The 13596-nt window shown below is 59.7% G+C and carries 11 protein-coding genes; 7 read left to right on the forward strand and 4 right to left on the reverse strand.

Annotated elements, in window-relative coordinates; genetic code table 11:
- The first annotated feature begins 120 nt into the window (after positions 1-120).
- The 4 genes from ABEH28_RS06875 to ABEH28_RS06890 all read left to right on the forward strand — a co-directional run bounded on the left by ABEH28_RS06875 (position 121) and on the right by ABEH28_RS06890 (position 5087).
- Positions 121-1008, forward strand: a complete 888-nt coding sequence (locus tag ABEH28_RS06875) for a LysR family transcriptional regulator (RefSeq protein ID WP_192171332.1) — start codon at positions 121-123, stop codon at positions 1006-1008.
- 94 nt (positions 1009-1102) lie between these two features.
- Positions 1103-1942, forward strand: coding sequence for a formate dehydrogenase accessory sulfurtransferase FdhD (fdhD, locus tag ABEH28_RS06880; RefSeq protein ID WP_192171333.1), 840 nt, complete (start codon positions 1103-1105; stop codon positions 1940-1942).
- 2 nt (positions 1943-1944) lie between these two features.
- Positions 1945-4275 carry an FdhF/YdeP family oxidoreductase gene (locus ABEH28_RS06885; RefSeq protein ID WP_346629548.1) on the forward strand — a complete coding sequence of 777 codons (2331 nt, stop codon included), beginning with the start codon at positions 1945-1947 and terminating at the stop codon, positions 4273-4275.
- A 350-nt stretch (positions 4276-4625) separates the two neighbouring features.
- Complete coding sequence (locus ABEH28_RS06890) at positions 4626-5087, forward strand: glycine zipper domain-containing protein (protein ID WP_346629474.1); 462 nt, start codon at positions 4626-4628, stop codon at positions 5085-5087.
- Positions 5088-5157: 70 nt separating this feature from the next.
- Here the strand turns inward: ABEH28_RS06890 and ABEH28_RS06895 are convergent, their stop codons facing one another.
- Both ABEH28_RS06895 and ABEH28_RS06900 read right to left on the reverse strand, forming a co-directional pair.
- Positions 5158-5586, reverse strand: a complete 429-nt coding sequence (locus tag ABEH28_RS06895; RefSeq protein WP_192171334.1) for a thioesterase family protein — start codon at positions 5584-5586, stop codon at positions 5158-5160.
- Between the two features lie 54 nt (positions 5587-5640).
- Positions 5641-7572 carry a RecQ family ATP-dependent DNA helicase gene (locus ABEH28_RS06900; RefSeq protein ID WP_346629475.1) on the reverse strand — a complete coding sequence of 644 codons (1932 nt, stop codon included), beginning with the start codon at positions 7570-7572 and terminating at the stop codon, positions 5641-5643.
- 241 nt (positions 7573-7813) lie between these two features.
- Here ABEH28_RS06900 and ABEH28_RS06905 point away from each other — a divergent pair, with 241 nt between their 5' ends.
- The 3 genes from ABEH28_RS06905 to ABEH28_RS06915 all read left to right on the forward strand — a co-directional run bounded on the left by ABEH28_RS06905 (position 7814) and on the right by ABEH28_RS06915 (position 10841).
- The gene (locus ABEH28_RS06905) at positions 7814-8671 is read left to right on the forward strand and encodes a hypothetical protein (RefSeq protein WP_346629476.1); all 858 of its coding nucleotides are present in this window, start codon (positions 7814-7816) and stop codon (positions 8669-8671) included.
- Positions 8672-8742: 71 nt separating this feature from the next.
- Positions 8743-9870 carry a hypothetical protein gene (locus ABEH28_RS06910; RefSeq protein ID WP_346629477.1) on the forward strand — a complete coding sequence of 376 codons (1128 nt, stop codon included), beginning with the start codon at positions 8743-8745 and terminating at the stop codon, positions 9868-9870.
- Positions 9871-10106: 236 nt separating this feature from the next.
- The gene (locus ABEH28_RS06915) at positions 10107-10841 is read left to right on the forward strand and encodes a hypothetical protein (protein ID WP_346629478.1); all 735 of its coding nucleotides are present in this window, start codon (positions 10107-10109) and stop codon (positions 10839-10841) included.
- A gap of 61 nt (positions 10842-10902) precedes the next feature.
- Here the strand turns inward: ABEH28_RS06915 and ABEH28_RS06920 are convergent, their stop codons facing one another.
- Together ABEH28_RS06920 and hslO are read right to left on the reverse strand one after the other, a co-directional pair.
- Positions 10903-12444 (reverse strand): phosphoenolpyruvate carboxykinase, encoded by a 1542-nt coding sequence (locus ABEH28_RS06920; protein ID WP_282365755.1) that lies wholly within the window; start codon positions 12442-12444, stop codon positions 10903-10905.
- Positions 12445-12635: 191 nt separating this feature from the next.
- Positions 12636-13538 (reverse strand): Hsp33 family molecular chaperone HslO, encoded by a 903-nt coding sequence (gene hslO / locus ABEH28_RS06925; RefSeq protein WP_346629479.1) that lies wholly within the window; start codon positions 13536-13538, stop codon positions 12636-12638.
- Positions 13539-13596 lie beyond the last annotated feature (58 nt).

Below are 13596 nucleotides of genomic sequence, written 5' to 3' on the forward strand. Positions count from 1 at the left end.
CTGTTCCGCTGACATTGCCCGACAAGTCTCCGACCTGTGGCCGCGTCTCAAGGTTTCAAGCCATTTGACGGTCGGTCGCGATAGACTTCGCCGGGCCGGCCTGTGCCTCAAGGAGAGACGATGGACATCAAGCAGCTGAAATTTCTGATCGCCCTCGACGAAACCCGTCACTTCGGGCAGGCCGCTGCGCGCTGCCATATCACGCAACCGACCCTGTCGATGCGTCTGCGCAGCCTTGAAGAAGAGCTGGATCTGCCGCTGGTCAATCGCGGCCAACGCTTCGAAGGCTTCACCGCGCCGGGCGAACGCGTTCTGGCATGGGCGCGCACGGTGCTGGCAGCGTATGACGGCTTGCAGGCTGAAGCCGCCGCCTGTCGCGGGCATCTGGTCGGCACATTACGGCTGGGCGTGGTGCCACTCTCGAACTTCGATCCGCTGCCCTTGCTGCAACGCCTGCATTCCCTGCACCCGAACATGCGCTTCGAGCTTTCATCCCTGAGCTCCGAGCAGATTCTCGATCAACTCGCCAGCAACCGCCTGGACCTCGGGGTTTCGTATCTGGACCGACTGGACTCCGAGCGTTTCGACTCATTGCAACTGGCCGAGACGCGGATGGGTGTGATGTATGACCAGCGCTATTTCAGCTTTGCCGAAGAGACGTCGAGCTGGGAAAGCCTGACCAAACTGCCCTTGGGCCTGCTCACCAGCGGCATGCACTTTCGGCAGTCCATCGATCACAACTTCCACAGCCGCGGCCTCCATCCGCAGCCGATCATTCAGACCGATGCGGTCCATCAGCTGCTGCAAGCGGTTCATGGCGGCTTCTGCTGCGCAATCATGCCGTTGGACGGCGGGCTGGAATCCCTCACCGAGCATCTGCGCTTGCAACCCATCGAAGACGCACAGACTCTGGCTCGACTAGGCTTGATCATGCGTCGCTCAGCGCCGCGCTCGGCATTGGCTGAAGCCTGTCTGGCGCTCTATCACACGATGATGCAAGAAAGTTGATCGACGTCATCTATCGGTGCATCAGTACTAGCGATTAGACGTAATCCGACCGGAGGCCTAGGCTTAAGCCTAATCATTCTGCCGGTTACTCCCAATGCACGCCAAGCACATGGATATCACGGCGCCCGCACAACAACTGCCCGCGCCCGCCGCAAGCCAGTCCTACAGCTATTCGAACCTCGAACACGACGTCAGCGAGCCCAATGTGCTGGCCGAGGAAGTCGCGTTGGCGATCGCCTACAACGGCATCAGCCAGGCGGTCATGCTGGTCACGCCCAGCGATCTGGAAGACTTCATCGTCGGCTTCAGCATCGGCAGCGGGCTCATCGAATCACCGGACGAGATCTACGACATCAAGCTCGGTGGTTGTGGCTCTGCGCAGACCGCAGAAGTTGAAATCGCCAGCCGCGCCTTCTGGAACCTGAAAACCCAGCGTCGGCAAATGGCCGGCACCAGCGGCTGCGGCCTGTGCGGCGTTGAAGCCGTCGAGCAGGCCTTGCCCGAGCTCAACGTGCTGCCCGGCGCCCCTCTTCCCCCCGCCGAATGGCTGAAAGGCCTGCGCGCGCGCATGGGTGAGTTTCAGCCACTGGGTGAACACTGCGGCGCCGTCCATGCAGCGATGTTCATGGACGCTCGCGGCGAAATTCTTTTAGGTCGTGAAGACATCGGCCGACATAACGCTCTGGACAAGCTGATCGGCGCGCTGATTCGCCAGAACATCCCGACCACGGGCGGGCTGGCTATCGTCACCAGCCGCTGCAGTCTCGAACTGATTCAAAAAGTATTACGTGCCGGCATTCAGACCCTTGTCAGCCTGTCGTCGCCGACCGGCCTGGCGCTGCAATGGGCTCGCCGCCACAACCTCAACCTCATTCATCTGCCTAAACACAGTGCGCCGCGGGTTTACAGTCCTGCGTTGGAGAATCAAGCGTGAGCATGCATAAAGAAGCCGACAAGGTATCGACCCCCCGCTACAAGCCCTACAAAGGCCCGGCCGGCGGATGGGGCGCATTGATCAGCGTCGCCCACTTCTGGCTGACCAGCGACAACGCCCTGAAGAACATTCGCACGATGCTCAAAACCAACCAGAACGGCGGTTTCGACTGCCCAGGTTGCGCGTGGGGCGATTCGCCGGAAAGCGGCATGGTCAAGTTCTGCGAGAACGGCGCCAAGGCCGTGAACTGGGAAGCGACCAAGCGCCGCGTCGACCCGTCTTTCTTCGCCCGCTACAGCGTGAGCGCGCTGCTTGAGCAAAGTGATTACTGGCTGGAATATCAGGGCCGTCTGACCGAGCCAATGGTCTACGACGCTCAGACCGATCGCTATAAGCCGATCGCCTGGGACGACGCCTTCGCCCTGATCGCCAAGCACCTGAACAACCTGCCAAGCCCGAACATGGCCGAGTTCTACACTTCGGGCCGTGCCAGCAACGAAGCGGCGTATCTGTATCAGCTGTTCGTCCGTGCCTATGGCACCAACAACTTCCCTGACTGCTCGAACATGTGCCACGAAGCCAGCGGCGTTGCGTTGTCGCAAAGCGTGGGCGTCGGCAAAGGCACGGTGACCTTCGAGGACTTCGAGCACGCGGACGCGATTTTCGTCCTCGGCCAGAACCCGGGCACCAACCACCCGCGCATGCTGGAGCCGCTGCGTGAAGCGGTCAAACGTGGCGCCCAGGTGGTGTGCGTCAACCCGCTGAAAGAGCGTGGTCTCGAGCGTTTCCAGCACCCGCAGCACCCGCTGGAAATGCTCAGCAACGGCTCCGAGCCGACCAACACGGCGTATTTCCGTCCGGCATTGGGCGGCGACATGGCCCTGCTGCGCGGCATGGCCAAGTTCCTGCTGCAGTGGGAACGTGAAGCTCAGGCGAAGAACGAGCCATCGGTGTTCGATCACACGTTCCTCAACGAACACACCAATGGCGTGCTGGAATACCTGGCCGCCATCGACGATACCTCGTGGGAATTCATCGTCGAGCAATCGGGTCTGCCATTGACCGACATCGAACTCGCCGCGCGCATGTACGCCAAAGGCAAGAACGTGATCATGTGCTGGGCGATGGGCATCACTCAGCATCGCCATTCGGTGCCGACCATCCAGGAAGTTTCCAACCTGATGCTGCTGCGCGGCAACATCGGCCGGCCCGGCGCTGGCCTGTGTCCGGTGCGCGGTCACAGCAACGTGCAGGGCGACCGCACCATGGGCATCAACGAGCGTCCGCCGGCGTTCTTCCTCGATGCGCTGGAGAAACGTTTCCAGTTCAAAGTGCCGCGTGAAAACGGCCATAACGTCGTCGAAGCGATTCACGCGATGCTGGAAGGCCGCGCGAAGGTCTTCATCGGGCTGGGCGGCAACTTCGCCCAGGCCACTCCGGACAGCCCGCGCACCTTCGAAGCCCTGAGCAACTGCGACCTGACCGTACAGATCAGCACCAAGCTCAACCGCAGTCACCTCGCCCATGGCAAAGAAGCACTGATCCTGCCGTGCTTCGGCCGTACCGACATCGACATCCAGGCCGAAGGCCCGCAAGCGGTGACGGTTGAAGACTCGTTCAGCATGGTTCATGCGTCCAACGGTCAGCTCAAGCCGCTGTCGGCGCAGATGCGTTCCGAGCCTGCGATTCTGGCGGGCATCGCCAACGCGACTCTGGGCAAGCAGCCGGTGGACTGGCTGTGGCTGGTGGCGGACTACAGCCGCATTCGCGACCTGATCGCCGACACTATTCCCTCGTTCCAGAACTTCAACGAGAAGATCAAGAACCCGGGCGGCTTCTATCTGGGCAACGCCGCAGGCTCCCGTCGCTGGAACACGCCAAGTGCGCGGGCCAACTTCAAGCCGAACGTACTGCCGAGCGATCTGGTGCATGAAAGCGTGCGCGGGACAGGCATCGTGCCGGACCTGATCATGCAGTCCATGCGTTCGCACGATCAGTACAACACCACCATCTATGGCCTAGACGACCGTTATCGCGGCGTGAAAGGTCAGCGTGACGTGATGTTCGTGAACGAGGCCGACATCATTCGTCTGGGCTTCGTACCGGGCCAGAAAGTCGACATCGTGTCGATCTGGGGCGATGACATCACGCGTCGCGTGAAGGGCTTCACCCTCCTGCCGTTCGACATCCCGGCCGGCCAGGCCGCTGCGTACTACCCGGAAGTGAACCCGCTGGTGCCCCTGGAAAGCGTCGGTGACGGCAGCAGCACGCCAACGTCCAAGTTCGTCGCGATCAAGCTGGAACGGCATGTGGAGACCGCGCGGATTATTTAATCTGCGTAGCAAAGCACAGGTTCATCGCACTGATCGAGATAGCTCGCTGACTCACGTCCTTGTGGGAGCGAGCTTGCTCGCGAAGGGGAGCTTTCAGCCGCTGGATGTTCACCGAATGTACTGGTCACGTCGCGATCAAGCTCACCTGCGCAGCAGCCACAAAAAAAGGCCCGAATCGCGAGATTCGGGCCTTTGTCCAGTAGCGTATGACTCAACAACCTGACTTAGGTTCCCAAGCCAAAACAATAAGTTAGCGTTTTGTATACAGGTCGTGTTACTCGTCGGAATTCGATTGTGACATTTTCTTCATACTTGCAGGATCGCGGCGTCATCCCTACGAGCATTCCTACATGAAGTATTCCTCGATTCTGTTGTTGTCGTTCTCACTGGTCAGCGGTTTTGCCTCAGCAGGCGATAACCTGACGGCCGGCGTGGGCGGCGCATTGGGTGGGGTACTCGGCTCCGTCGTTGGCCAGCAGGTCGGCGGCAGCACAGGTTCGGCAATCGGTGCCGGCCTTGGCGGCGCGGCCGGCGGCGCAGTGGGCGCCAACCGCAGAAACCGTACCGAAGCCGCAATCGGCGGCGGCCTGGGTGCCGCGGGCGGCAACGTGATTGGCCGCAGTGTCGGCGGCAGCACGGGCAGTCTGATCGGCGCAGCGGCGGGCGGCGGCGCGGGCGGCGCACTCGGCAACTACATGGGCGACGAAAGCCGCCGTGACGACGACCGAGGCCGTGGCTACCGTGGCGATCGCCGCGACTACAAACACGGTCGCGGCCACGCGTACGGTCATCGCAAGCATCATCGTGACTAACGCCGTCGAGTCCGACTCGCGCACCTGACCCGATGAACACCGGCCGCCCTTGACGCGGCCGGTTTCATTTTCAAACCACCAATCGCTCAAGCGCCTGCCGCAACCCCGTCGGGATCGGCACCGGCTGATTGGACGCCCGATCCACGAACACATGCACGAAGCGGCCTGCCGCCCGCGCTTCGTCTTCCCCCGCCTTGAACACCGCCAGCTCATATTGCACCGAGCTGTTGCCCAGCTTGCCAACCCGCAGCCCGACCTCGATCAACTCCGGATAGGCAATCGACGCAAAGTAATCGCACGACGAACTCACCACAAATCCCACCGCTTCACCGTCGTGGATATCCAGCCCGCCCTGCTCGATCAGGTAGGTATTCACCGCGCTGTCGAAAAAGCTGTAATACGTGACGTTGTTGATATGGCCGTACACATCATTGTCGTGCCAGCGCGTGACGATCGGCTGAAAGTGGCGGTAGTCGGCGCGCTGCGGGGTGTCGTTCATGTGGCTCACTCCGGTTTGTCTGTTGTGCTTCTTCGTTCATGAGGTCGGTAAAGGCTATTGAATCTGGCTCTGAATCCACTTCCGCACCTCGGCATACGGATACGCCTCCAGCGCCGCAAACCCGCCGATATTGCGGGCCTTGAGCCGGGTAAACATCGGCACGCTGATCCCGCAGAGAAACCGCGTCAGGCACTCCGCACCCGGCTCATGCCCTCGGACCTCAAGGTGCTTGCCGACGAACTCGCTGCACAGGTCCGCGAAGTTCTGCTCGGTCAACGGCGTCAGGGCTGGCGGCTCGGGGAGCACAGCCACATGGCCCTCGCACACCGAACAATGGCCGCACTGCTCGGGCGCAAGGTCGTCGCCGAAGTATCGGGCCAGACGATGGCTGAGGCACTGCTCGCTGGCAAACAGTTCGAGCATCGCGTGGATGCGCGCGACTTCGGTCTTTTCGTGATCGACGAAATAGTCATGCAACTCCTCGCTCAGCGCCTGCGCGTCGAAGTCGGCGGCGATCAGGCTGTAGACCTCCGTCATCTGCTTGCTTTCGAGTTCGATCCAGCCCTTTTCCTGAAAGAAATCCAGCGCCGTCACCACTCGCCCGCGCTCGGCCTGATACTGCTGATACATCGCGTCGAAATTCACGGTTGCCCAGGTGCGCGCCCGGCTTGACGTCTCGGTCAGCGCCTGCACGAATTGGCGTCGTTCGCCCTGAAAGCGTTGCACCAGCACCTGCGGCTCTATCAGGTACTTGAAGCGATACTCCGCGAAATACGAATAACGCGGCGCAATGATCCCGCGCAGTTCCAGCTGCACCAGCAGCGTTTTGAGGGGCAGTTGGCGGATGTTGCTGAGGTCCGACAAAGGCGCCAGCAGAAACTCCCACTGACTGTCGTTGCGCGCGCCTTGCAGATCTTCCAGCACCCGCCGGATGCCCTCCTGCTCCGGCGTGTCGCCGTACACAAAGTTTTCCAGCACGTTCAGGCTATCGCGATTGGCCAAGACCAGACACTCCGACGTCGCCCCGTCGCGCCCCGCACGGCCGATTTCCTGGCTGTAGTTCTCGATGGATTTGGGCAGATCGAAATGCACGACGTTGCGGATGTCGCTCTTGTCGATCCCCATCCCGAACGCGATCGTGGCAACGATGCAGTTCAGACGCCCGTCCATGAACTGGCGCTGGATCGATTCGCGCTTATCGTGAGGCAGGCCCGCGTGGTAGGCGTACGCCGGGATGCCGTTCTGCGACAGATGAGCTGCCACGAACTCGGCAGTCTTTTGCAGCGTGACGTAGACAATGCTCGGCCGCCCGGCCCGTTCGCCGAGCCACTCCACCAGACGCCGGCGCTTGTCCCGGCCCGCAACCGGTTCAACCCGCAGCGTGAGGTTGGGTCGGTAGAAGCCGGTCGTCACCACATCGTCCGGCGCGATGCCGAACTTGCTTTGCATGTCATTAATGACTTGGGGCGTCGCGGTCGCTGTCAGGAGCAGCGCCTGGGGGATGTTGAACTCGCGCTGGTAGTCAGGGAGTTTCAGGTAATCGGGCCGGAAGTTGTGGCCCCACTCGGAAATGCAGTGCGCTTCGTCCACGACCAGAAGGGAGATCGGCACCTGAGTGATGAAATGCCGGAAGCGCTCGTTCTTCAGGCGCTCGACGGAAATCATCAGGATTTTCAACTCACCGGAGCGGGCCCTGGCCATGACCTCGGCGACGTCATCGCGGCTTTGCGCGGAGTCGATGCTCGCCGCCGCAATGCCGTGCCGTTGAAGGAAAGCCAACTGGTCCTGGATCAGCGCCAGCAGCGGTGACACCACCAAGGTCAGATGCGGCAGCAGCAACGCAGGCAGCTGATAGCAGAGGGATTTACCGGAACCTGTGGGAAATATCGCCGCAGCGGAGCGTCCTGCCAACACCGCACTGATGGCGGCCTCTTGTCCGGCGCGAAACTGCCGATAACCGAAAACCTGCTCAAGGGTTTGATGCATGTGTGCCACTCCTTTGACCGTCGCAAGGGCGTGAACCATAGCGCGGTGGGTCCGGGCGCAATACACCTAAACCATTACAGAAATATCGGACAGGATACATCCCGGATACAAGGACCGTACGCGGTGCTGGCAAAACGGCATTCCGACGATTAATCTCGCGCGACGCAACCCATCGCTGCACATCAGACAGCCCGTTCGGCGGTAACCCCGTCTACGTCAGAAGATTCGCCAAGGAGAGGCAATGCAACCCACCACACCGCAGCCCGAGGATGACGGACTCACCATGCAGCGGCTGGCACCCGGTCAGTTCGACGTCGTGCTCGGTTCTCATCCCACCCGAAGCAGTGTTGCATCAGGCAAAAGCAATTGGCCGTTGAGCAGCCTTTTGATCTGCCTGGCACTGCTGATCGCAATCCTCATTCTGATCGCGCAGATGTTTCGCACGCCCAAGCCGGCAGCAACGGTCATCCCTGCGCCGCCCATCGCTGAGGTGGTCAGCGAGCCTGACCCAGAGCCCGTCGCTCAGGTACGCAACGTCGAACAAGTGGTTTATATCGCCCCCAAGGTCGAAGTTTTCCAGCCCGCCACGGCACGGCCGCTCGACGCCTGCCTGAAAGACGGCAATGTCATCGACCGGGACGTCATCAATTGCCGCTTCGGTGAAGCTCAGGCCAACGACTCCCAAGTCACTCGACCCCAAGGCATGGTTTCAGATCGTTACATGGCGAACTACAAGGCTGCCGCCGCCAAACCCAAAACGGAGCCCGCGCGACGCTACGAAGTAGCGGGCGTGTTCATCCGCGAAATTGACGGCCGCAACCGCTACGAAGCCCGCTATCGCATTTCCAACAACCACATTGAAACCAACAGTGTCTGCATGAACTTCTTGGCCGACAGTGTCGAACACCGTGAATGCCGCCGCGCCCTACTTCAAAGACATGTGCAGCGATTGGAGCAAACGCGTCGCCAAAGACAAGAGCGACAAAAACAAACTGGCGCAAGAGCAATACTGCACGGCGGCCCGGGAATATTCCGCCTGATAGGTGATCAACTGACGTGCCGAGAAACCCATCAGTGCTTATTAACTAACACGCAGTAACAACAGCAGCCGACATGTTCTCAAACCGTCTTCTAACCTCGTCAGACCTATCAACCAACGAGGCTAGAAACATGACAACATTTACAATTTTCTTTTGCGGTACCGGCTCTACCAAATACGACAACTTGAACAAGAACTACTGGAACGGTGAGTTGGTCGCTACATTGGCGAACAACATCGACGGTCACGAGTTCGCCGAGTGGATTGTCATCGACGGGCCGGGTAGCGGCAACATGCAGGCCGATGAACTGTTCACCGAATCCAAAGGGTTTGGCTGGTCTGGCACCGCATTCGGCAAAGGCTGGCATGAGAATGTGCAGCATGCCGTCAACATCGTTCATGGCAAATTCGATTGGCAAAGAACCAAACTTTCAGAAGCTGACTACCTGCGTCTCAAAAAAGCCGACGTGCCTATCCCCGACGCTCAGGCGCATGGCTCCTGGTTCTGGCGGCAATACGACTACGGTAATCGCATCAGCCCGCAGGAACTCCAGCAACAACTGATCAAGAACCTGAGAAAAGGCGGCTTGATTCCAAAACAAATCAATCTGGTGGGGTGGAGTCGGGGCGGCGTCAGTTGCCACATGCTCGCCAATGCGCTGATGGCCAATCCGGTCACACGTCAAATCCCGGTCAATATCTTTGCGGTCGACCCAGTGCCCGGCCCACTGAATTATCAGCCTGAAAAAGTTTCTCTCGGTAGCAACGTTAAAGAATATGTAGGTTTCTATGCCCGCGATGAACGCTCCAAAGGGTTCTCTTGCATCATTCCGAAAACAGACCCCAAGACTAAAGTCAGCATATATCCCATGGCCGGACGTCACGCTACGCTGGTGGGTAACGCGTCGCTCACGGGCGCAAGTGGGCCAGGCGACCTGACAGAGCCTGGCAAGCTGGTGCGACATTACGCCGAAGTGTGCCTGACCCGATGGGGAACTAAGCTCCAGCGAAAACTCAACTTGTCGGCTATCGAGATTGGCAAGCTGCATCAAAGTATCGTGATGCACGAAGCCGAGTTCATCAAAATGCGCAGAAACTCGTACACCGTTTTGTTTGAAGACTATAAAACTGAACGTCATGTCAGTTACGCGAATAAAGCAACTGGCTTCAGCATGGCCGCAGGTACGCCGTTTAAGCCCGCGGAAGGCTTGGCGGCAAGCCTCGCAAAAGGGCATAGCGCCTACAAGGACATCTGCTGACAAAACCTGCAATTCATGACAAGGGCGACTAGCGCATTTACATGGCTTTCCCGTCCATCACCAATGGCCTCCTGCTGAGCGCTACGTTGGTGAAAAACAGAATCCCTGCGGAAGCCGCCCATAAGGGCGGCTTCTTCGTCCCGCTTTTTGTCATCGCTGCATTGACCCGCAAGCGTTTTATGCGGTCATAGGGAGCTAAGGTCAAAGAAACCCGCAGCGATTACGGACGGAACACCATGCCTCAAGCAGCCCCGCGAACACATACCAGCCTGTTTCCGCTGTTTCTCGCCACTGCAGCCGCTCTTCTTTCGGGCTGTGGCGACGATGCCAAGACGACCAACGCGGCAACCGCGAGTGCATCGCCCCTGCAGAAGGTTATGAGTGTCGATGTGAGCGGGGCGCTGAACCTGCACTACGAAGCAAGAGGTGATCAAGTAGCCGTAGGCTTCTTGCCCGGCAAACTGCCCGGCTCCAACTGGCTGACGCTGAGCGCGGATCAGGAAGCCGAAGGCGACCGCAATGAGGTGAGCATCGGGCCGATTCTCGGGTTCTCCTTCGATAACCCCGATCAGGAAAAGAAGGCGATCATGTTTCAAGGAGGCCGCGTCGAAGTTGCCCACGATGAAAACAGCGCGTCCTACGACACCGGTTCGTACTATCAGTATTTCGATACGGACAAGGGTGGCAACAACAGCAACGTCCAGCTCGTCTTCAGCAAAATCGAGAAACTCACCTCCCCCAACAAACTGCTCGACCGCTATCGGTTGATCGGTACGTTTCAATTCAATGCCGCGCTTTCCCCTGAGCAGCCCACCGACGAATGCACCCGGGAAGCCTCTGCGTACGCCGCCGAGCATGGCGAGCGCCACCCGGGGTTCGACGCCAGGCTGTGTAACGCGAAGAGCGTGGTGGCGAAGGGCAGCTTCGACATTACCCAGGACTTTCCAGCGACGACGAAGGCGGACGGCTAGCTATCGCGCAGGCATAAAAAAACCGCCCCGAAGGGCGGTTTCTTTTTAGCAGGCGCCGATCTTACAGCTTCGGGCCCGCTGCCTTGATCGCGTCGCTCACGTCGAACTTCTTGAAGTTCTCGATGAACAGGCCGGCCAGTGCTTTGGCTGCTTCGTCGTACGCCGCTTTGTCAGCCCAGGTGTTGCGCGGGTTGAGCAGGCCGGTTTCGACGCCCGGCACGGAAGTCGGGACATCCAGGTTAACAGTGTCGAGGTGCTCGGTTTCTGCACCGATCAACGCGCCGCTCTGGATGGCCGCGATGACGCCACGGGTGGTCGGAATGTTGAAGCGCTTGCCGACACCGTAGCCGCCGCCGGTCCAGCCGGTGTTGACCAGATAGACCTTGGAGCCGAAACCGCGGATACGCTTGATCAGCAGCTCTGCGTATTCGCCAGCAGGACGCGGGAAGAACGGTGCGCCGAAGCAGGTGGAGAACGTCGACTTGATGCCAGCGCCCGAACCCATTTCAGTGGAGCCGACCAGTGCGGTGTAACCCGACAGGAAGTGGTAGGCCGCTTGTTCTTCGCTGAGGATCGACACGGGTGGCAGCACGCCGGTCAGGTCGCAGGTCAGGAAGATCACCGCGTTTGGCTCGCCGCCCAGGTTCTTCTCGGAGCGCTTTTCAACGTGCTCGAGCGGGTAAGCGGCGCGGCTGTTCTGAGTCAGGCTGCTGTCGGCATAGTCGGCATGGCCGGCTGCGTCCAGCACCACGTTTTCCAGGACGGCGCCGTGCTTGATGGCCTTCCAGATAACCGGCTCGTTCTTCTCGGAGAGGTCGATGCACTTGGCATAGCAACCGCCTTCGATATTGAAGACAACGCCTTCGCCCCAGCCGTGTTCGTCGTCACCGATCAGGTAACGGGTCTCGTCGGCGGACAGCGTGGTTTTACCGGTGCCGGACAGACCGAAGAACAGCGTCACGTCGCCGTCTTCACCGATGTTGGCCGCGCAGTGCATTGGCAGCACGTCGGAGGCCGGCAACAGGAAGTTCTGCACCGAGAACATGGCTTTCTTCATTTCACCGGCGTAGCGCATACCGGCAATGAGAACCTTCTTCTGGGCGAAGTTGATGATGACGCAACCGTCGGAGTTGGTGCCGTCACGCTCGGGCACGCACTCGAAGTTGGCCACGTTGAGCACTTGCCATTCTTCACGACCGGCCGGGTTGTACTGGGCCGGATTGATGAACAGGCAGCGACCGAACAGGTTCTGCCAGGCCGTCTGGGTGGTCATCTTGACCGCCAGGTAGTGGTCTTCGGCTGCGCCTACGTGCACGTGGGAAACGAAGTGTTCCTGGGCGTTGTTGAACGCCTCGACACGCGCCCACAGGGCGTCGAACTTGTCGGCCGGGAACTTGCGGTTGATCGGGCCCCAGGCGATCGCAGCCTGAGTGGAGGGTTCGTCTACGATGAAGCGGTCGACAGGCGAGCGGCCTGTGCGGTGGCCTGTTTCCACGACGAGTGCGCCAGTATCGGACAGCACGCCTTCTTCGCGTTTGAGGGCTTCTTTAACCAGATCGTCGACACTGAGATCGGTGTGAACGGCGTTATTGGCTTGCGTCATGAGATTCCCCGTCGGCTCGATGGCCGAGTGCTCCAAACGTTTTGTAGTAGAAAAACCAACACTACTACAGCTAAAAAGTGGCCGGATTATGCCAGAAAAGCCCAAAAAAGGTAGGGCCCTCCTGTCAGAACTACATGAAGAAGAGTCAAGCGGGCCGGGCGGAAAGCTTTCAGCGCAGGACCCGCACTACATTAATGGCGGGTATCGGAAGGGGTATCTACCCCACCCCCTGCAAACAGCTGCGCTACATCGGTTGCATCGAACAGATAGCGCTGATTGCAGAACTGGCAGTCGATCTCCACCGCACCGTGATGCTCGATCACCAACTGCTGTGCATCTTCCAGACCAAGACTGACCAACGCATTGCCAGAACGTTCGCGCGAGCAGCTGCAACGGAACACCAGCGGCTGGACGTCGAACATGCGCACGACCTCTTCGTGGAACAGCCGTTTCAACACGGTTTCGTTGGTCAGGCTGAGCAATTCTTCGGCGGTCAGGGTGTCGACCAGCACATTGACGTGCTGCCAGCTGGCTTCGCGCTCATCCTGATCTTTCAGCTTCTCGGCCGGTAACTGTTGCAGCAGCAGCCCACGTGCGCGCTTGCCGTCGGCCTTGATCCAGAAGCGCGTAGGCAGTTGCTCCGACATCACAAAATACTCGGACAGACACGCCGACAAGTCGACGCCGTCCAGGCCCACGATGCCCTGGTAGCGTTTGCCCTGACGCGGGTCTATGGTCATGGTCAGGTCGCCGTTGGGCATCAGGTCGAGCAGCGTGGCGTCCGGCTTGACCAGGCTTTCGTCGTAGCGCGCAATGCCGCGCAACTCACGCTCGCTGGAGCACTCGACCATCAGCAGGGAAACCGGCCCAAGCGACCGCGCCTGCAGAACCAGCAGACCGTCGAACTTCAGCGTGCCCACCAACAACGCAGCGGCGGCGAGCATTTCGCCGAGTAACTGAGCGACTGGCTCGGGATACGGGTGTTTGGCAAGTACTTCGGCGTAGCTACGCTCAAGGGCCACGAGCTCGCCGCGAACGTCGCTCTCGTCGAAGATGAAGCGCTGGGTGTAATCGGTATCCGGAAAGTCTGGCATAGGAGAAGGTATCTGAATGGATGACAAAATGATGACAAGCGCCTATAAAGCGCGGTTT

It is taken from the genome of Pseudomonas sp. Ps21-P2 (genome assembly GCF_039672565.1).
Taxonomy (GTDB): domain Bacteria; phylum Pseudomonadota; class Gammaproteobacteria; order Pseudomonadales; family Pseudomonadaceae; genus Aquipseudomonas.

Coding starts and splice junctions, on each gene's coding strand:
- ABEH28_RS06910 (WP_346629477.1), top strand. CDS start 8,743: ATGACAACATTTACAATTTTCTTTTGCGGTACCGGCTCTACCAAATAC.
- ABEH28_RS06885 (WP_346629548.1), top strand. CDS start 1,945: ATGCATAAAGAAGCCGACAAGGTATCGACCCCCCGCTACAAGCCCTAC.
- hslO (WP_346629479.1), bottom strand. CDS start 13,538: ATGCCAGACTTTCCGGATACCGATTACACCCAGCGCTTCATCTTCGAC.
- ABEH28_RS06920 (WP_282365755.1), bottom strand. CDS start 12,444: ATGACGCAAGCCAATAACGCCGTTCACACCGATCTCAGTGTCGACGAT.
- ABEH28_RS06875 (WP_192171332.1), top strand. CDS start 121: ATGGACATCAAGCAGCTGAAATTTCTGATCGCCCTCGACGAAACCCGT.
- ABEH28_RS06905 (WP_346629476.1), top strand. CDS start 7,814: ATGCAACCCACCACACCGCAGCCCGAGGATGACGGACTCACCATGCAG.
- ABEH28_RS06895 (WP_192171334.1), bottom strand. CDS start 5,586: ATGAACGACACCCCGCAGCGCGCCGACTACCGCCACTTTCAGCCGATC.
- ABEH28_RS06915 (WP_346629478.1), top strand. CDS start 10,107: ATGCCTCAAGCAGCCCCGCGAACACATACCAGCCTGTTTCCGCTGTTT.
- ABEH28_RS06890 (WP_346629474.1), top strand. CDS start 4,626: ATGAAGTATTCCTCGATTCTGTTGTTGTCGTTCTCACTGGTCAGCGGT.
- ABEH28_RS06900 (WP_346629475.1), bottom strand. CDS start 7,572: ATGCATCAAACCCTTGAGCAGGTTTTCGGTTATCGGCAGTTTCGCGCC.
- fdhD (WP_192171333.1), top strand. CDS start 1,103: ATGCACGCCAAGCACATGGATATCACGGCGCCCGCACAACAACTGCCC.